This is a genomic window from Pseudoxanthomonas sp. F11, assembly GCF_037046485.1.
GTDB lineage: Bacteria > Pseudomonadota > Gammaproteobacteria > Xanthomonadales > Xanthomonadaceae > Pseudoxanthomonas_A.
In genome coordinates, this window is record NZ_JBANLZ010000003.1 from 347,018 (window position 1) to 364,288 (window position 17,271).

Below are 17,271 nucleotides of genomic sequence, written 5' to 3' on the forward strand. Positions count from 1 at the left end.
TGGTACGGGCGAGGCGACGCGCCGGATGCAGCGCCGCAGGCAGATCCGCTACTCCGCCGCGACAGGGGCACCCATGTTGCCTTTGCTGTACATCCCCGAACGATCGAAGCAGCACGCACGCCGCTTGCCGGACGCCAGCATGTCGCAGGCGGTGGCGATGCGCTTGACGCGCGTCTCGGCCTTTTTGCCCGACGTGATCCAGTGGATCCAGTCGCGCCGCGCCGTCGCGGTCAGGCTGTCCCATACCGCCTTTGCTGCGGGCGCGGCCGCCAGCGCCTTGCGGACATCGGCCGGCACCACCGGCTCGGGTTCTTCCTTCACCGGCGCGATCACCAGGTCGACCCGGTCGCCGGCGACGACACCCGCGGATGCCAGCAGCGCCTTCTCCACTTTCAGCCAGTGGCTGCCCGCTCCGTCCGGCTGCAGCGTGGCCTGGAAAGGCTGGCCGGCCAGCGTGCCCTCCACCGTCACCAGGCTGCGGGTGGGCAACTTCGCGCTGGCCGCGGCAGGCACCACCAGGAACGTCCATGCCGCTGCTTTCGGCTCGGCCGGACGTTGCAGCGTGGCGGAGAAGCGGATCGCGGCGGAGGTCGTCATGGGCGCATGGTACCGGTCGCGTGGACGCGCATGGACGCGGGCCGTCACGCCGGGTCGGGGAACAGGCCGGTCACCGCGCGTACCGCGTCCACCCGCGCCCCCAAGCCCAAGGCCATCACCTGCAGGGCGTGGCGGCGTCGTACGGGTGTGATCGCGGCCACGGCATCCTGTGGCACCCAGACCGCGTACTCGCGCATGTTGGCGCCCTGCGCAGTGGCCAGTACGCAGGAATCGGCGGACAGGCCGGTCAGCACCAGCCGGCGCGCGCCCAGCTTGGCCAGCAGGATGGCCAGCGGCGTGGCGAGGAAGCCGGAGTGTTTGGGCTTGAGCACGTGATAGTCGTGCGGGCGCGGGGCCAGGCGCTGCACGATCGAAGCGGACGCACCTCCGGCGTCGCGGCAGGCGGCCACCAGGTCGCCGAACTGTCCCTGCCAGTGCGAGAAGTTGTCGTTCACGTAGATCGTGGGCGCGCCCGCCGCGTCGAACCGAGCACGCAGCGCCTCGATGCGCGGCACGATGGCCCGCGCCGCCTTCGCCAGACGGTCACCGCCTTCGAAGTCGAACCGGTTCACCATGTCCAGCACCAGCAAGGCGGTGTCGCTCATCGACCTTTCCCGTGCTCCGGCGCGCGTTTGGACTTGTGAACGTCGTGCATGCGTCGCCCTCACCTCGTGTTTGCGTACAAGCGCCTAAAACAGGAACTCCTTCCAACCCCCACGGAGTCTAGCCATGGCGCGTTCCGCCAGTGTCAACACCGATCAGGTCCATGAACTGTTGCTGCAGGCGCTGGAAACCGAGCGCGGTGGCATCCAGATCTATACCGCCGCCCTCAAGGCCGCCGTCAACGACGACCTGAAGAAGGAATGGAGCGAGTATCTGGAGGAAACCCGTACGCACGAGCAGGTGCTCACGCGCGTGTTCGAGCAGCTGGAGCTGGATACCGAAGCCGCGTCGCCGGGGCGCGAGGTGGTGGCGCATCTGGGTGCCTCGCTGGTCAAGGCCATCGAGATGGCGATCAAGCACGACACCCCGGAAGCCGCCCAACTGGTGGCCGCCGAGTGCGTGGTGCTGGCCGAAACCAAGGATCACCAGAATTGGGAACTGATCGGCAAGGTCGTGGAACAGGGCGGTGCCCTGGCCAAGGTGCTGGAGCCGGCCTACAAGGCGGTGGAAAGCGACGAGGACCACCACCTGTACCACACCATGGGCTGGGGCCGGGAGTTGTGGATCCAGTCGCTGGGCATGCCGGCCGTGCTGCCGCCGCCGGAAGAGGTCAAGAACGTCGAGACCGCCATCGGCGCTTCGCGCGCCGAGCAGAGCCGCGAGCAGATGCTCGGGCGCAAGCACTGAGTTGCGGGCGCTCCATGTCGCGCGATGTTCCTGCTGATCTCCGGGGCCGCCTAGCCGAGGCGGTCCCGGTCGATCCGGCGCTGCTGACCTTCGGCATCGATGTGTTCCAGGCCGTGATGACCGGCGCCATGCCTATCGACGAATACGACGGCGACGACCTGCCCTGCCTGGGCATGAGCGCCATCACCCGGCAGGTCAGCGGGCATGGCCTGACCCCGCAGGAGGAGACCTCGCTGGTCATGCGTGTGGTCGCCTTCGGCGAGCTGCTGGGCCAGGCCGAGCATGACAGCCGCATCGCCGGCCATATCGCGCCGGCCCAAGCCGGCGGCTACCGGATCACCACGGCGTTCCTGCAGGCGGCGGCGGGCGCCGATATCGTGCAGCGCGCCGACGGTGGCTTCGCCTACGATCTGGAGAGCGTCGCCGCACGGCTGGTTCACTGATCGTCGGAATCGCGCTGCTTGCGGCGGACGAAGGTGATCTCGCCGGACGACTCCAGCACCGCCAACGCGATCTCCCCCAGCGTGGCGTAGCCGGCCGAGCGACGCGCGATGGCGAAGTCCTCCTCACTCATCGACTGCCGCGCCAGCTCGTCACGGAACAGATGGCCGTGATGCACCAGGATCACCGGCTTGCCCTCCACCATCCCGTGGAACCGCGGCGAACGCGAGGACAGCCGGGCGACGGTCCAGTTCAGGGACAGCAGCGTCGCCGCCAGGATCAGCCCACCGAGCAGCGAGGTGTCTTCGCCGATCAGCGAGTTCTGCACCGCGGTACCGAGCAGCACCACCACCAGCAGGTCGAACGGAGTGAACTGGCCCACCGTGCGCTTGCCGCTCAGCCGCACCATCACCAGCACCACCACGTAGACCGCGACCGCGCGCAGTACGAACTCCCACCATGGCATGCCAAGCTCGAACAGGCTGCGCAAAACACGGTCCATGTCATCCCCTCGTCTGCATCAGGATCGGCCCGCCGGACGCTCGCCGCCCGTGGCGGTATAAGCCGGCGGTGAATAGAAGTTCACCGTCTTCAAGGGCGCGTCGCCCGTCGCGCGGATCTCGTGCCGCTCGCCCCGTTCGATCAGCAACAGGCTGCCGGGCCGCAGCGCGCGCCGCACGCCTTCCACAATGGCCATGCCGCGGCCGGATGCCACGAACAGCCACTGATCCGCGCCGCGATGAACGTTGTCGGGTCCCCCTTCGCGCCCGCCGGGCGGAATGACCATCTGCGCAGCCTGCACGCCATGGGCCTCGAAGAGGGGAAGGAAGCCGATGCCCATGCGCAGGTGCCTGGATTTCACGTGCCTGCCTCGCGTTGCCGGGGGACATGCAGCATCCGCGCTCGCGCGTGCAGGCCCCGTCAACGCACAGGCGTGCCGACGCTTTCCTGGTGCGTCAGGTACAACCGAAGATCGAACTCCAGCTGGTGATAGTCCGGTTCCATGTGCGTGCACAGGGCGTAGAAGGCCTTGTTGTGTTCGGCTTCCTTCAGGTGCGCGAGTTCGTGCACCACGATCATCTTCAGGAACTCGGCCGGGGCGTCGCGGAACACGGTGGCGATGCGGATCTCGCGGCTGGCCTTCAGGCGGCCGCCGTGTACGCGCGAGATGGCGGTGTGCGTCCCCAGTGCGTGCTTCATCACCTGCAGCGTGCTGTCGTACGCCACCTTGCCCAGCGGTAACGAGCGGCGCAGGTGCCGTTCCTTCATTGCCTGCACGTAGTCGTACAGCTGGCCGTCGTTGCGCACCGCATGCGCCTGCGGGTACTTGTCCGCCAGTATCGTGCCGAGCCGGCCCTGTTCGATCAGCGCGCGCACGCGGGCCTGCAGGTCCTGCGGGTAGCCGGTGAGGTAGACGAGCGGTTCCATTGGAAGGGGAAGTGGGCGCTGCGGGACGGGTATCATGCCGCCAAATCCCCAAGGAACCCCGCGATGGCGAAGGGAAACCCGCTGCAGGAACAGCTGCTCAAGGCCGGACTGGTGAAGAAGTCCAAGCTGGCCGAGGTCGCGCGCGAGCAGCACAAGGCCCGCCACGGCAAGGGGGCGCCGGCACCCAGCGAGATCCAGCGCGACGCCGAGCGGGCGCGCGCGGAAAAGGTCGAGCGCGACCGTGCCCTGGAGGCCGAACGCAAGGCGCAGGGCCGCGCGGCGGAACTGCATGCGCAGGCGCGGCAGATCGTCCAGGACCGCAAGGTGTCGCGCAGCGGCGAAGTGGAGTACCGCTTCACCGCCGACGGCGCCATCCGCACCCTGCTGGTCAACGACGATCTGAAGAAGAAGCTGTCCACCGGGGCGCTGGTCATCGCGCGCATCGACGACTGCTACGAACTGCTGCCACGCGTGGCGGCCGACAAGGTGCGCGAACGCGATGTCGCGATGATCGTGCTGGACCATGGCCAGGCCAATGAACCCGCAGCGGCCACGTCCGAAGACGATGCGTACTACGCGCAATTCAAGGTGCCCGACGACCTGGTGTGGTGACCGTCGGCGCAGCGTCGGACCCTGATGGCGACGCCGGACCGCGGGGGACTTGACGACCCGTGTAGGGTGGAATGAGGCCTCCGCGGAAACCGCCATGCAGCAGCACGAACTCGACGCCCTCTTCGACCAGCAGGCCGCCGGCTACGACGCACGCTGGGTGCGCATGGCCCCGATCCGCGACAGCCTGCTGTTCCTGATCGACACCGTGTTCGCCCCCTTGCCGGACGACGCCCATGTGCTGTGCGTCGGCGCGGGTACCGGCGCCGAGATCGGTCATCTGGCGCGGCGCTTTCCGCGTTGGACCTTCCTCGCCCTGGATCCGTCCACGCAGATGATCGCCGCCTGCCGCGAACGCGCGTTGCGCGAGGGCTTCGCCGATCGCTGCAGTTTCCATGCTGGCGTGGTCGAGACGCTGCCGGAGGAGGCCGCGTTCGACGGGGCCACCTGCCTGCTGGTCTCCCAGTTCCTGCTCGATCCGGACGCGCGCACCGCCTTCTTCGCCTCCATCGCGCACCGGCTCAGGCCTGGCGGCACGCTCGTGTGGGCCGACCTGGCCTGGGATACGGAGGCGCCCGACTACCCGGCGATGCTGCGCCTGTGGATGGAGACCATGTCCGGCGCCGGCCTCGACGCAGCCGCCCTCGAACAGATCCGCGCCAACTACGCCCGCGATGTCGCGATCCTTCCTCCGGATCGCGTGGCCGCGCTGGCGGAAGCCGGCGGCTTCGCGCCGCCATTGCGCTTCCACCAGGCGGGAATGATCCATGGATGGTGCGCGCGAACGAAGGACGCGTCCGTATCTTCCACACGGTGAAGCCCCACGCGACCGGCACACCGGATTGCCCGGCGCCACGTTCCCTAACGCACTCGCCTGCCGGTGTCGCCGTACAACTGGATCGTCGTTGCTTCGCCTTCGCCATCGAAACTTGCGCGCACGCCGGTGTCGGCATGGATGAAGGCGCGGGGCAGGCCCTTGATGGGGCTGAGCGGATAGCGGTCGCCGTTGGGGAATACCAGTGTCAGCACCCCGGCCTCCGTCACCACCTCCACCACCGGGCCATCCTCGAAGCCATAACGGCCTGCGAGCGACTGCAGGATATCGGCCGGCGGCGTTGCCGCCCTTTCCACCCGTGTCGGCCCGAAGCTCGACCACCCGTAGGTATCCGACACGGCGGCGAAGAACTCCATCCCCAGGTCCATGCCGCTGTCCGCATTGGCCATGAACACCGCCCCGTCGCCACTGCGCAGATTGAGCGTCATGCCGGCGCGGTAGCCGACCGTGCCGCCGTAGTGAGTCAGGAACACCTGCTCGCCATCGCCGATCAGACGAAAACCATAGGCATGTTCCTCGAAAGGCCGGGCCAGCAGGTCGTGGACGCTGGCCTGGGCGAACACGGTGCTGGTGCCAAGCCAACCCTTGCGCAGTTCGATCAGGAGGGCGGCCAGATCGGCTGGCGTGGCCCATAAGCCCGCCGCCGCCTGTTCGGGATGGGCGTGCCAGCCCCCGGGTACTGGCTGGCCATCGGCCTGGTGGCCCCATGCGATGTGTTCTTCCCCTTCTCTCGGCGCCGGTTGGCTGAAATCGGCATGGCGCATACCGACGGGCCCGGTCAGCCAGGTGCGCATCAACGACTCGAACGGTCGCTTGAGGTGTTGCTGCAGGGCGATCTCGGCCACGGTGTAACCGGGGCCGGAATAGCGCAAGGTCGTGCCCGGCACCGCCAGCACTTCCGCCTTGCGCGCGTTGGACGGCGGCAGGCCCTGCGCGGTCTGCAGGTCGGTGGGCAGGACGGCGTTGCGCGGGTATCCCTCGTACCCGCCGGGGGTGATGCCCGCGGTGTGGGCGAACAGGTGGCGCAGCGTTACCGGATGCTCGGCATCCTGGCGACCGGCCGGCAGTTTCCACGGCGCCAGATACGCATCGACATCGGCATCCAGATCGATCGCGCCCGCCTGCTGCATGCGCCATGCGGCCAGGACCGTGGCGGGCTTGGCCAGCGACCCGGCCTGGAACAGGCTGCGGCAGGTGGCGGCTGCGCCATCGGCCTGCTGTCGGCCCCAGGCGGCGCTCCAGTCCAGCGTGCCGGCCCGGATCACCGCCACGGAGAGCGCTGGTACGCGATGCGCGGCCATGCGTGCCTGCACGGATGCCGGCGCCGTTTCACCGCTGAACATCACGCGCGGCAGCAGCCCCTGGACGACCCGGTCTCGCCGCGCCTGCGCATCCGGCGCGGTAAAGCACGCCTCGGGTGAACCCGCCGCAGACTCGACAGACGCCAGCGTGGGCATCGTCATTGCACCGGGCCCCAAGCCGGCCAGCACCCACGGGATGAGGCGAAAACGGTTCATGCGGACTCCGGCAAGGAACAGGACCGCGTCAAGGGTGCATGGGTGCTTCGGGGGAGGGCAATCGCAGCCGACGGAACAGGTCCTGCGGGGGACGGAACGCGGACGGGGCCGACGAAGTCGTGCATCCCTGCCGCCGGAGTGGCCGTGCGCCTTGCACGCCGCCCCGTCTCAGCGCGTCATGAAGAATTCGATAGGGATCAGCTCCACCGCCCAGCCCCCCTCTTCGCCCAGGATGGCGGCAGGATGCATGGAGGCGAGGCGTAGCGCCTCGTCATGGTCATCGGCCTCGATGATGAACAGCCCGCCCATCACTTCCTTCGATTCCGTGTAGGGCCCGTCGCTGACCTGCGTCCGGCCATTGCGGGGGCGCAGCGTGGTCCAGCCGGCCACATCGCCCAGCGATGCGGCCAGCAGCACCCTGCCGGTGGCACGCATCTTCTCGTCCAGCGCGGGGCACTGGCTCACCAGGCGCTCGACATCGTCGCGCGCCATCGCCGCGAACTTGTCCGGGGCGAAATAGGCAAGGCCGAGATATTTCATGCGCGCTCCTTGAGGCGTTGATCGTATGGACGACGAAGCCGGCAATGGCGAATCGACAGCCTTGAGAGCCGCGGCAGCGCGGCACGATCACCAAGGAAATGCGTCCGCCCCTGTCTCCCGAAGCGTGCCCTGCCGCGAACCTTTGCGATCCGCGATGGGGCAGACGGACGCGGGCTGGCCGCGCCTCAACGACGGGGACGGTGTCAGCGCCAGCTCGCCTTGCGCGAAGGCGGGGGCGGCGTGGGCGCGGGGTCGATGACGGGCACCAGCATGGACAGTCGCGCCCGGGCGAAATCGCCGCTGCCGTCGACATCCAGCTTGCCGGCGCTGTTGGCGTTGATCAGGCCGGTGTCGAGGAACACTTCCTCGCCGACCGCCACGCGGTGGCGCGTGCTGCACAGTTTCGACGGCACCTGCAACACGCTGATGCCATCGCGCTGCCATTTGGTTTCCGGGGCCAGGCGCCGGACGATGGAACCGTCCACCCACACGTCCACCGAATCCGACTGCACCGACCGGCACTTGCCGATCCCGACATCAAAGGTCATGCACCCTCCTACAGGGCGGTATGTGTAAGCGTGAAGAGGAATCCGCGCGCTTCGAGCAGCGCGCGCATGCGCCGTTCGGCCGGCGCGCGATGGAACTCGCGGCCGGCCCACAACCCGAAACAGGGCCTGCCCGTGTGGTTGCCGTGACCCGGCGGGCGTCGCGATACGGCGATGTCGAGCGATTCGCAGGCCGTGGCCCACATCACGCGCAGATCGCCCGGTCCGATGGATTGCTGGGACCCCAAATGGAGAATGAAGACCTGGGTCTGATGGTTCGCCACACATACCTCGTCGGCACGCGCAGATCGCGCGGAAGGGGCCGAGAGGAGATAGCCAGCAGCAGAATGCGGCGAAAGGGACTGCCCGTCAGCAGGAACAGGTATACGCCGTTGGGGGGGTTATCGCAAACGACCTGGGGCACGGGCGAGCCGATGCATGCAGGCTGGGAGCGTGTTCAGCGTGCACCCAACCGCCACCCCAGGCCCGACCACCGGCCCGCATGCCGCGCCAGCGCTTCGCGGATCACCGCGTCGCTGCCGGCGATGTGCAGCGCGCGGCGTGCGCGGGTGATGCCGGTGTAGACCAGCTCGCGCGACAGTACGCGGTTGCCGCGTGCGGGCAGCAGCAGCCACACCATATCGAACTCCGAGCCCTGCGCCTTGTGGACGGTCATGGCGAAGGCGGATTCGTGCGCGGGCAGGGCCGCCGGATGGAAGGCGCGCGGGTGGCCCGCATCGTCACCGGGAAACCACGCCACCAACGTCCCCGCCGTATCGCGCAGGCAGACGCCGATGTCGCCATTGAACAGGCGGTGGCGGTAGCTGTTCTCGGTGACGATCAGCAGCTGGCCCTGGAAGTGGCCTTGCGGGGCGCGTCCCGCTCCGCCGCCTTCGGCGAGCAACCGTTCGATCCGCGCATTCAGCGTGCGCGCTCCCTGCGGACCTTCGCGCACCGCCGTCAGCAGGCGCAGTCGCGTGGACTGCGCCAGCGCGTCGGCAGGTGTCTCGGCGTGGCCCAGCGCGCGGAAATGCGCCAACAGGGCATCGCGCTGCGGCTCCAGCGGGTCGGCCACTCCTTCGTGGAAATGCACGTTGGACAAGGTGCCGCCGCGCAGCTGCGCCAGCGCGGCGTCAGCGTCGCCCTCGCGCACGGCGGCCGCCAGCGGCGCGAGATCCAGCGCCTCGCTCTGGCGCCATCCGCGCTGCAGGTGCACGCGGATGCCGGAGAAGCGTGCTTCGCCCCCTTCCTGCGCAAGGACAGACGTGTCGTCGGCATCGCCGAGCAGGGGCCGCAGCACGTCGGCATCCCCGCGCTCCATGGCGTCGCCTTCGCCCGCGGCCCCGAGGATGGCCGCCAGCACGTCGCCGGCTTCCACCGAGGGCAGCTGGTCGGGGTCGCCGAGCAGCACCAGCCGCGTGCCGCTGGCGACCGCATCGACCAGTTTGGCCATCAGCGGCAGATCGATCATCGACGCCTCGTCGACGACCACGACATCGAACGGCAGCGGGTTGTCGCGGTCGTGGCGGAAGCGTGGGGAATCCGGAATCGTGCCGAGCAGGCGATGCAGGGTGGCGCCGCTGGTGGGCAGTGCGGCGAGCAGATCCGCGTCCACGCCCGATGCGGCCAACGCCTGTACCGCCTGGCGCACGCTCTCGGCCATGCGCTCGGCGGCGCGGCCGGTGGGCGCGGCCAGCGCGATGCGTGGCGACGCGCGACCTGCGTGCAACGCCTGCGCGACCAGCAGCACCAGCAGGCGTGCGGTGGTGGTGGTCTTGCCGGTGCCCGGGCCGCCAGTGACCAGCAGCAGCGCATGGCGCAGGGCGAGCGCGGCCGCGCGCGCCTGGCGGTCGTCGTGCGTGGCCTGCGGGAACAGGCGGGCGAACAACGGGGCGAGCGGCTCGATGTCTGTTTCCGGCACCGGCTGCGTGGCGATGCGTTGCAGGCCCAGCGCCAGCGCGCGCTCGTACTCGCGATAGCGACGCAGATAGAGCAGGCCGCCTTCCAGCACCAGCGGCGCATGCGGATCGGCGACAGCGGTGGCATCGTCCGGCGTGTCGACCCAGGGCGAGGCCGCGAGCTGTCGTGTCCACGCGGTGGCATCGGGCCAGGCGATCTCGGCCTCGACCAGCGCATCCGCCGCACCGAGACGCACGCCGGCATGGCCCTTGGCCACCGCCAACGACGCCAATGCCGCCGCGGCGAGCACGGCATCGGGCGTGTCGCGGTCCAGCCGGCGCAGGCTCTGCGCCAGCGCATGGTCGAGCGTGCGCAGGTAGCCGCCCTTGTGGAGCGCGTCGAGCAGACTCATGCACCGGCCTCCGTCGCATGGCCGGCGAACAGTGCATCGAGCGCCTGCACCAGCTCGGGCGCAAAGCGCTGCGCATGCACCCCGGGCGACCGTGGCTGGGTCAGATCCAGGCCACGGCAGAACAGGTAGCGGATGCCGCCGAAGTCGCGTGCGTAGTCGTAGGCATCGCCCAGGCGGAAGCGCAGCCAGCGGTGCAGGGCCAGCGTGTAGATCAGCGCCTGCAGGTCGTACTCGCTGTGCGCCATCGCCTGCTGCATCGCCGCCGCGTCGTAGGCGGGCAGCTGGTTCGACTTGTAGTCGAGCACGTACCAGCGGCCGTCGTGGCCGTAGGTGAGGTCGATCAGGCCGGTCATCAGGCCCTCCAGCCGCGCGCGCGTGCCGAAGGCGCTGCGATGGCGCAGCAGGCCGTGCCGATGCAGCAGCGCCAGCAGCGCCGGCACGGCGGTGGGCTGCATGGCGAAGTGGAACTCGATTTCCGCGCGGCGCGACGCCGCCGGCACGTCGGCCAGGCGCACGCCTTCCGGCAGCGTGGTGCACAGCGTCTGTCCCACCAGCGGCACCAGCACTGCGAGGCCGTCCTCGATGTCGGCTTCGGCGTAGCCGCCTTCGTGCAGGGCCTGCACGATGACATCGGCCTGGCCGTCGGGCGCGGGATCGCCCGGCTGCCAGTCGCGCCATGCAGCAAAGTCCGCGTTCTCCAGTGCGGCGTGCATCACCACGCCGAAGCGGCTGCCGGCAAAACGCGGATCGGCCTGCACCAAAGGCGTGACGGCCGCATCGGGCAGTCCGTCGGTATCGGACGCGGGCGCTTCGTCTTCGCCGCCGGGATCGGCCTGGGTGGCGGCGGACAACGGATCGGCGCCTTCGGCATGCGCGAGCTGGGTGAAGCTGTAGACCCACCAGTCGGCGGCGACGCGGCCGCGTGCGGTGCGGGCCGGCGCGACGACGGTCGCACCGTCCTGCGCCAGGCGCGGCGGCGGCGGCTCGGCAGGGCCGTCGACGATGCGCACGTCGGCCTGCGTACGCAGGCCGGCGATGCCGGCAAGCAATGGCGCAAGACGGCTCCTGTCGAAATCCTTCACATCGCCCGCCGCGATCCACAGCGCATGCGCCGCGCGGGTCAGGCCGACATAGAGCAGCCGCGCGTCCTCGGCGATGGCATCGCGCCTGGCCGCCTCACCGGCCGCTTTCCATGCGGCATCGTCCTTGTCGATCTTCCATTGCAGTACGCGGTGGCCATCGTCGTCGTGCACGATGCGGTGACGGCTGGTATCAGGACGGTGAGTGCCCAGCCCGGCGAACGGCAGGTAGACCAGCGGATATTCCAGGCCCTTGCTCTTGTGCAGGGTGACGATCTGCACACGCAGCGCATCGCTTTCCAGCCGCAGCAGCTGCGCTTCATCGCCGGGATCGGCACGGGCGATGCGCATCTGCAGCCAGTCGAGCAGACCCTGCAGGCCCAGCGTGCGGGCGGCGGCCTCCTGCAGGTGTTCGCCCAGTTGCAGATAGTTCGTCAGTCGCCGCTCTCCGTCCAGCAGGCCGAGCAGCCGCGCGGCCTGTTCGGCGCACAGCTCGGACACCAGTGCGAACGGGCCGCTGCGCTGCCAGCGTTCGCGCCAGTGCAGCAGCTTCGCCTGGTGAACGCGCTGCGCATCGCCTCCGTCCTCCAGTGCAGCGATGGCGGCGGCGTCCTGCCCCAACAGCACCGTGGACAGTGCCGCGCGCAGTCGGCCGCTGTCGGAGGGGTGCAGCAGGGCGAGCAGCAGGATGCGCAGCTCGCCGGCCTCGGCGGTCTCGAACAGGCTCTGCCTGCCCGCGGCGACCGCCGGCACGCCGGCGCGCGCCAGGGCCTGCTGCACACGCGTGGCATCCTTGTGGTTGCGCACCAGCACGGCGATGTCGCCGGGCTGCACGCGCCGACCCCTGATCAGGGCGCGATCCCCGCGGGCCGCGGCCAGGACGCCATGGATGTCCGCCACGCAGGCGGCGACGGCGGCTTCCCGCGAGGCGTCGGCGTCGAGCGGTCCACCGTCGCCGCGCAGCAGCCGCAGCGTCAGTGCCGGTGCGGGCGCGCCATCGCGCAGGTAATGGTCGTCGCGCTGCGCACCCCCGGGTTCGACCGCCTCGAAGTGGATGCCGGGATGCGCGAAGGCCTCCTGGCCCGCCGCCGCCGCGCCGGCATAAAGCGCCTGCACCGCGCGCAGCACGGCAGGTCGCGAGCGGAAGTTGTGGGTCAGCGGATCGGCGTGGATGGTGGCGGGATGGCGCTTGGCGGACAGGTACGTGGCGACGTCGCCGCCCCGGAAGCCGTAGATGGCCTGCTTCGGATCTCCGATCAGGAACAGCGCGGGCGCGTCGCCGATCGCACGGACGGCGTCGGAATCGCCGAACACGCGGGCGAAGATCTGCCACTGGCGCTCGTCCGTGTCCTGGAACTCGTCGACCAGTGCGATCCGGTACTGCGCGCGCAGGCGGGACACCAGCGTCAGCGTGTCCGGACCACCTGCCAGCGCGTCGGCGACGCGGTCGATCAGGTCGTCGTAGGTCTGCACGCGACGCGTGCGCTTGAGCAGCTGCAGGCGCTGGCGCGCTTGGTCGCGCAGACGGTGGAGCAGCGCGGCACGCCGGGCGAGTTGCATCTGCTGCCAGGCATCGTCGGCCTCGCACCAGTCGCGCAAGGCGTCGAACAGCGGCGATACCGGCACGCGTGCCTCCTGCCCTTCCTTGCAGTAGCCCAGCAGGGCGTCCGGCAGCAGTTTCTGCAGGTGCGTCTTGTCGGTGCGCGGCCAATCGGCAAGGACGGCCCCGGCCTGCAGTTCGTCGAACGCCTTGTCGAAGCTCGGGCGGCGCGCGCGGCGGCCATCGAACACCTTGGCGTCGAACGCCGCCGCGATCACGGCGCGCGCCTCCGCCAGGTACAGGCCGATCGCCTCGACCAGGTGCGCGGCCCGTCCTGCACGCGTCGCATCGACGGCGACCTGCCGTTCCTCATCCCCTTCCGCCGGCGCCACCGGGTACAACGACAACGGCCTGCACAGTGCGGGCAGATCTTCGGCCAGGGTGTCGGGATCCTTCCACAGACCGATGAGGGCGTCGGCGGTCTCCGGATCGGCGGCATGCACGCGCCAGAGGTCGGCGGCGACCTCGGCATACAGGTCGCGCGCGTTGCCGAGCAGTTCGACGGCGGCCAGGCCCTGCCCCACTTCCAGCGCATGTTCGCGCAGCACGCGGGCGCAGAAGCCGTGGATGGTGAAGATGGCGGCGAGGTCGGTTTCCTCCACCGCGGTGCGCAGGCGGCGCGCCAGCTGCGCCGGCGTCTCGGTGCCGCCGGCGAGATGGCGGTCCAGGATGAAGCGCGTCAGCGCGGTCTCATGGTCCTCGTCGTCCCGCACCGGCATGCCGATCACGTTCGCGGCCAGCGCCAGCCGCTCCCGGATACGCTTGCGCAGCTCCTGGGTGGCGGCTTCGGTATAGGTCACCGCCAGCACCTGACCCATGCGCAGCCGCTGTTCGACGATCAGGCGGGTGAACAGCGTCGCCAGCGTGTAGGTCTTGCCGGTACCCGCACTGGCCTCGATCAGTTGTACGCCGTCCAGGGCGCGCGCCAGATACGGCTCGACCGCCAGGTCGGGGGTGCTCATGCCGCATCTCCGTCGTGGCGCGTACGGCCGTGGCGAAGCAGGTCGTAGACGTCCAGGCTGGTACGCTCGAGTTCGGCATAGTCGTCGTCGCGCGCGAAGGGATCGCGACCGCGCAGGGCGAGCCGGATCGCCTCGCCCTCGCCTTCCGCCCAACCGCCGTTGCCATCGCCGTGCCAGCGCTTCCAGCCGGCGGCGCGGCGCTTTCCGGGCTCGGCGTTCCAGATATCCCAGCCGGTGGACGGGGCGAACAGCAGGGGCGCCTGCAGGCCTCGCGCGTGCAGGGCCAGCAGGCAGCGCAATGCCGTGCGCGCCTGCTCCGGCGCCAGCGCCTCGATCAGGTGCGGCCCCGGATGGTCGCCGTCGTGGAACTGCACCAGCGGCAGGCGCGCACCCGCCGCATTGGCCAGCAACCAGTCCAATCCCCAGCGCAGCGCAGCGGTGCCGTTGAGTACGTCCGCGCGCAGGCGCACCAGCCCGCGCGCGGTCACGTCGGCGACGCGGCCGTGCAGGCGGCGGCCATCGAGCTCGATGGCATAGGCCGCAGAGGCCGCCGTCTCGCCCGCCAGCCACGCGCGACGCGCCCGCGCGAACGGAGACGCCTGCGCCAGCATGGCCTCGAACTGGCGGGTGCCGAGCGCACCCGATGGCAGCAGCGCGCGTGCACGCAGGCGCTCGCGCAGGCCGGCTTCCTGGCCGGCATCCATCGCGTCGATCAGCGCCTGTTGTAGCCGCGCGCGTTCAAGCCCGCGACCGGGGACGACCAGCGGCTCGACATCCTCGCCCTGGTCGACCGGCTCAGGCAGGCGCAGGCCCAGGCGCTGCTGCAGGAAGCGCCCCTGAGGATCGGCGAAGAAGCGCCGCAGCGCATCGAGCGACAGGTCGGTCGTGCCGGCGTCCTCCGGCGGCAGCGGCTGCAACAGCCAGGGCGCCAGGGCGTGTCGTGCTTGGCCCAGGCGCTGGCTGGCCTCGCGCCAGCGCGCACGGTAGCTGAAGCGGCGCGGTTCATCGCCGCTGCCGAACGCCTCCGGCGCGAACGGCTGCAGCGTGTGGCGCACGACCAGTCGCATCCTCGCGTCAGGATCGGCGTGGTAGCGCGCGGCGACGTCGAGCAGTTCGCTGACCAGCACCGACGGCTCGCGCACGCTGCCGTCGCGCGGGTCGTTGCCCAGGTAGCTGAGGTAGAACACGTCCTGCGCGGCGGCGAACAGCTGCAGGAACAGGAAGCGGTCATCCTCCCGCGTCGAACGGTCGCCGGGCAGGCGCCGTCCCGCATGCAGTTCGGCGGTCAGCTTGTTGAGGCCGGCGGCGGGATCACGACGGGGGAAGTCGCCGTCGTTCATGCCCAACAGGCAGATGACGCGGAATGGCAGCAGGCGCATCGGCACCATGCGGCCCACGCTGATGCCGCCGGTCAGCAGCGGTGCGCGCGTGTCCGCCTGCGACAGCAGGTCGGCGAAGTGCGCGCGCACTACCTCCGGCGGCACGGTGCCGCCATAGCCGGCGGCCTCCGCGTCGCGGGCGAAGCCGTCGATGAGGGTGCGCAGGCGGTCCAGCGCGCGTTGCGCGCGCGGTGCGACCGGTCGTTCCGGCAACAACGCATCGAGCAGGTGCAGCAGGCGCTCGCGCCACCGTGCGGGCGTCTGCGCTTCGCCGAGCACGCGCCGCTGACGGGCGAGTTCGCGCAGCAGGCGCACCAGCGTATCGAGCGCGTCCAGGCCGCTGCCTTCCAGCTCCGGCCAGGGCGCGACACCGGCGATCTCGTCTTCGCTGCCGCTCGCGTGGCCCAGCAGCAGACGGTCCAGCGCGAACTGCCAGGTGTAGGCGTCGTCGGCCGGCGCATCGGAGGCGACGCGATGCGCGGCATCCAGGCCCCAACGCGCGCCTGCCTGGCGCAGCCAGCCATGCAGGCGGTCGATGGCGTCGCTGTCCAGCCCGGAGGCTTCGGCCATGGGCGCGCTGGCCAGCAGGTCGAGCACCTCATCCAGGCCGAAGCGCGACACCGGCAGGTCCAGCAGGCGCAGGAACACCTCGGCCAGCGGTTCGCTCGCCAGCGGGCTGGTATCGGCCAGCGCCCAGGGCAGCGCATCGTCGTGGCCGGTGCCGCCGAACACCGCATCCAGGTAGGGCACGTACGGATCGATGTCCGGCGCCAGCACCGCGATCTCGCGCGGCTGCAGCGGCGGATCGAAGCGCGGGTCGTCCAGCAGGCCGCGCAGCTGGTCGTGCAGCACCTGCAGCTCGCGCAGGCGGGTGTGGCAGGCGTGGACCTGCAGGCTGGCATCGGCCAGGCCCAGCCAGGCGCGCGGTGGCGGCACGGCCGGCGCGCGACGGTGGAACAGGTCCGACTGCAGGCGCCGCAGCAGCGTGTCGGGGCCTTGGGCGGACAGCGGATCGGCGTAGACGTCGATCTCGGCGCGCGGGTGCACCACCTCGTAGTCCCCCAGCAGCGCCATGAAGTCGCGGCCGGCGGCGCCCCAGGCCTGCAGCAGCGGGTTCTCCTGCACGTCGTCGGCAAACAACGCGCTGTCGCCGCTGCGGCGGCGCTCGCGCAGCGTCTGCAGGTCTCCCCAGTAACCGCGCGCCGGCGTGGGCAGGTAGAAATGCAGCGTGCCCACGCGCGCCTGGGTGGCCAGCACGCGGAGCACGTCGGGCGAGATGTTGAGGGTGGCGAACACCAGCAGGCGTTTCGGCAGGCCCTGCGGGAGCGGGCCGTCGTCGCGGCCGAAGCGCGCGAGGTAGTCGTGGATGCGGCGTGCACGGTAGTCGCGCCCGGCGGCGACCGCGCGCCACAGTCGAGCCTGGGCGTCGTCCTGGTCGGCGCCTGCTTCCCAGCGCAGCAGCCAGTCGCGGCGCCAGGCCTGATACTTCTCGTACACGCCGGCCAGTTCGCCGGCCAGCGCCCACGGCTTCAGCGGGTCGCCATCGCCCAGCCAGGCGTCCAGAGACGCCATCGCGGGCGTGCCGCGCAGCGTCGGATCGCCCAGCGCGCCGTACAGGCGCCACTGCAGGGCGGCCATGTCCAGGTCGTCGGTGCTCGGACCGAGATTGGCGTCCAGCGCGCGGGCGACGAACTCGCCGGGGGTGAGGAATTCCAGGTTGGCGGCCACGCCGTACCGGGTCGCCAGCGTCGCCTGCAGCCAGCGCCGCATCGCCACCTGGGGGATCAGCACGACATCCGGTGCAAGCGGCGACTGGCCCGGCACCGGATTGCGCAGCTCCTCGGCCAGCAACGCCGCCAGCAACTCCAGCGCGTTGGAGGGATACAGGCGGAAGTCGGGCGCGGCGTCAGCGGTCATCGTCGCCGTCATTGTGCCGGATGGCGGTCGCAGCACCAGAGACCGGATGGTCTGGGCCACAGCATCCCGCACGGCCATGCACCCCGGGCGCTGCCCGGGTGCCACAATAATCAAACTGCGCGGTACGGTTTATGTTCAGCCGCTGGCCGCGAAGCTACACC

At 70.3% G+C, this 17,271-nt stretch carries 16 protein-coding genes; 4 read left to right on the forward strand and 12 right to left on the reverse strand.

The window, feature by feature from the left end; genetic code table 11:
* Positions 1-48: 48 nt before the first annotated feature.
* Both V8246_RS12135 and V8246_RS12140 read right to left on the reverse strand, forming a co-directional pair.
* On the reverse strand, positions 49-597 hold the full coding sequence (locus tag V8246_RS12135; protein ID WP_336189375.1) for a YdeI/OmpD-associated family protein: 549 nt from the start codon (positions 595-597) through the stop codon (positions 49-51).
* 44 nt (positions 598-641) lie between these two features.
* Complete coding sequence (locus V8246_RS12140) at positions 642-1,202, reverse strand: isochorismatase family cysteine hydrolase (protein ID WP_336189376.1); 561 nt, start codon at positions 1,200-1,202, stop codon at positions 642-644.
* 124 nt (positions 1,203-1,326) lie between these two features.
* Here V8246_RS12140 and V8246_RS12145 point away from each other — a divergent pair, with 124 nt between their 5' ends.
* Together V8246_RS12145 and V8246_RS12150 are read left to right on the forward strand one after the other, a co-directional pair.
* Entirely contained in the window at positions 1,327-1,947 is a 621-nt protein-coding gene (locus V8246_RS12145) for a hypothetical protein (protein WP_187573921.1), read from the forward strand.
* 14 nt (positions 1,948-1,961) lie between these two features.
* The gene (locus V8246_RS12150; protein ID WP_336189377.1) at positions 1,962-2,390 is read left to right on the forward strand and encodes a hypothetical protein; all 429 of its coding nucleotides are present in this window, start codon (positions 1,962-1,964) and stop codon (positions 2,388-2,390) included.
* Here the strand turns inward: V8246_RS12150 and V8246_RS12155 are convergent.
* From V8246_RS12155 to V8246_RS12165, 3 genes are all read right to left on the reverse strand, one after another.
* Positions 2,384-2,878 carry a YetF domain-containing protein gene (locus V8246_RS12155; protein ID WP_336189527.1) on the reverse strand — a complete coding sequence of 165 codons (495 nt, stop codon included), beginning with the start codon at positions 2,876-2,878 and terminating at the stop codon, positions 2,384-2,386. The two genes, V8246_RS12150 and V8246_RS12155, sit on opposite strands and share 7 nt — an antisense overlap.
* Before the next feature lie 30 nt (positions 2,879-2,908).
* The gene (locus tag V8246_RS12160; RefSeq protein WP_336189378.1) at positions 2,909-3,229 is read right to left on the reverse strand and encodes a cupin domain-containing protein; all 321 of its coding nucleotides are present in this window, start codon (positions 3,227-3,229) and stop codon (positions 2,909-2,911) included.
* 80 nt (positions 3,230-3,309) lie between these two features.
* The gene (locus V8246_RS12165) at positions 3,310-3,816 is read right to left on the reverse strand and encodes a M48 family metallopeptidase (protein ID WP_336189379.1); all 507 of its coding nucleotides are present in this window, start codon (positions 3,814-3,816) and stop codon (positions 3,310-3,312) included.
* A 63-nt stretch (positions 3,817-3,879) separates the two neighbouring features.
* On the opposite strand from V8246_RS12165, the gene V8246_RS12170 reads away from it, so the two are divergent.
* On the forward strand, positions 3,880-4,428 hold the full coding sequence (locus V8246_RS12170; protein ID WP_336189380.1) for a DUF2058 domain-containing protein: 549 nt from the start codon (positions 3,880-3,882) through the stop codon (positions 4,426-4,428).
* A 94-nt stretch (positions 4,429-4,522) separates the two neighbouring features.
* A complete protein-coding gene (locus tag V8246_RS12175) occupies positions 4,523-5,242 on the forward strand; it encodes a class I SAM-dependent methyltransferase (protein WP_336189382.1) in 720 nt (239 codons plus the stop codon).
* A gap of 44 nt (positions 5,243-5,286) precedes the next feature.
* Here the strand turns inward: V8246_RS12175 and V8246_RS12180 are convergent, their stop codons facing one another.
* From V8246_RS12180 to recC, 7 genes are all read right to left on the reverse strand, one after another.
* Positions 5,287-6,777 (reverse strand): serine hydrolase domain-containing protein, encoded by a 1,491-nt coding sequence (locus V8246_RS12180; protein ID WP_336189383.1) that lies wholly within the window; start codon positions 6,775-6,777, stop codon positions 5,287-5,289.
* Positions 6,778-6,945: 168 nt separating this feature from the next.
* On the reverse strand, positions 6,946-7,317 hold the full coding sequence (locus V8246_RS12185; protein WP_336189384.1) for a YciI family protein: 372 nt from the start codon (positions 7,315-7,317) through the stop codon (positions 6,946-6,948).
* A 203-nt stretch (positions 7,318-7,520) separates the two neighbouring features.
* Positions 7,521-7,865: a hypothetical protein gene (locus V8246_RS12190; protein WP_271251055.1), complete on the reverse strand. Its 345-nt coding sequence runs from the start codon at positions 7,863-7,865 to the stop codon at positions 7,521-7,523.
* Positions 7,866-7,873: 8 nt separating this feature from the next.
* A complete protein-coding gene (locus V8246_RS12195; protein WP_185894694.1) occupies positions 7,874-8,146 on the reverse strand; it encodes a hypothetical protein in 273 nt (90 codons plus the stop codon).
* 173 nt (positions 8,147-8,319) lie between these two features.
* On the reverse strand, positions 8,320-10,173 hold the full coding sequence (gene recD / locus V8246_RS12200; protein WP_336189385.1) for an exodeoxyribonuclease V subunit alpha: 1,854 nt from the start codon (positions 10,171-10,173) through the stop codon (positions 8,320-8,322).
* On the reverse strand, positions 10,170-13,814 hold the full coding sequence (locus V8246_RS12205; protein WP_336189386.1) for an exodeoxyribonuclease V subunit beta: 3,645 nt from the start codon (positions 13,812-13,814) through the stop codon (positions 10,170-10,172). The genes recD and V8246_RS12205 overlap by 4 nt, the downstream gene beginning before the upstream one ends.
* On the reverse strand, positions 13,811-17,110 hold the full coding sequence (recC, locus tag V8246_RS12210) for an exodeoxyribonuclease V subunit gamma (RefSeq protein ID WP_336189387.1): 3,300 nt from the start codon (positions 17,108-17,110) through the stop codon (positions 13,811-13,813). The genes V8246_RS12205 and recC overlap by 4 nt, the downstream gene beginning before the upstream one ends.
* Positions 17,111-17,271: the final 161 nt, after the last annotated feature.

What these genes read in the sequence shown, in the direction of transcription:
- V8246_RS12185 (WP_336189384.1), bottom strand. Translation starts at nt 7,317, where the DNA reads ATGAAATATCTCGGCCTTGCCTATTTCGCCCCGGACAAGTTCGCGGCG.
- V8246_RS12140 (WP_336189376.1), bottom strand. Translation starts at nt 1,202, where the DNA reads ATGAGCGACACCGCCTTGCTGGTGCTGGACATGGTGAACCGGTTCGAC.
- V8246_RS12180 (WP_336189383.1), bottom strand. Translation starts at nt 6,777, where the DNA reads ATGAACCGTTTTCGCCTCATCCCGTGGGTGCTGGCCGGCTTGGGGCCC.
- V8246_RS12205 (WP_336189386.1), bottom strand. Translation starts at nt 13,814, where the DNA reads ATGAGCACCCCCGACCTGGCGGTCGAGCCGTATCTGGCGCGCGCCCTG.
- V8246_RS12190 (WP_271251055.1), bottom strand. Translation starts at nt 7,865, where the DNA reads ATGACCTTTGATGTCGGGATCGGCAAGTGCCGGTCGGTGCAGTCGGAT.
- recD (WP_336189385.1), bottom strand. Translation starts at nt 10,173, where the DNA reads ATGAGTCTGCTCGACGCGCTCCACAAGGGCGGCTACCTGCGCACGCTC.
- V8246_RS12150 (WP_336189377.1), top strand. Translation starts at nt 1,962, where the DNA reads ATGTCGCGCGATGTTCCTGCTGATCTCCGGGGCCGCCTAGCCGAGGCG.
- recC (WP_336189387.1), bottom strand. Translation starts at nt 17,110, where the DNA reads ATGACCGCTGACGCCGCGCCCGACTTCCGCCTGTATCCCTCCAACGCG.
- V8246_RS12165 (WP_336189379.1), bottom strand. Translation starts at nt 3,816, where the DNA reads ATGGAACCGCTCGTCTACCTCACCGGCTACCCGCAGGACCTGCAGGCC.
- V8246_RS12145 (WP_187573921.1), top strand. Translation starts at nt 1,327, where the DNA reads ATGGCGCGTTCCGCCAGTGTCAACACCGATCAGGTCCATGAACTGTTG.
- V8246_RS12160 (WP_336189378.1), bottom strand. Translation starts at nt 3,229, where the DNA reads ATGGGCATCGGCTTCCTTCCCCTCTTCGAGGCCCATGGCGTGCAGGCT.
- V8246_RS12175 (WP_336189382.1), top strand. Translation starts at nt 4,523, where the DNA reads ATGCAGCAGCACGAACTCGACGCCCTCTTCGACCAGCAGGCCGCCGGC.
- V8246_RS12170 (WP_336189380.1), top strand. Translation starts at nt 3,880, where the DNA reads ATGGCGAAGGGAAACCCGCTGCAGGAACAGCTGCTCAAGGCCGGACTG.
- V8246_RS12135 (WP_336189375.1), bottom strand. Translation starts at nt 597, where the DNA reads ATGACGACCTCCGCCGCGATCCGCTTCTCCGCCACGCTGCAACGTCCG.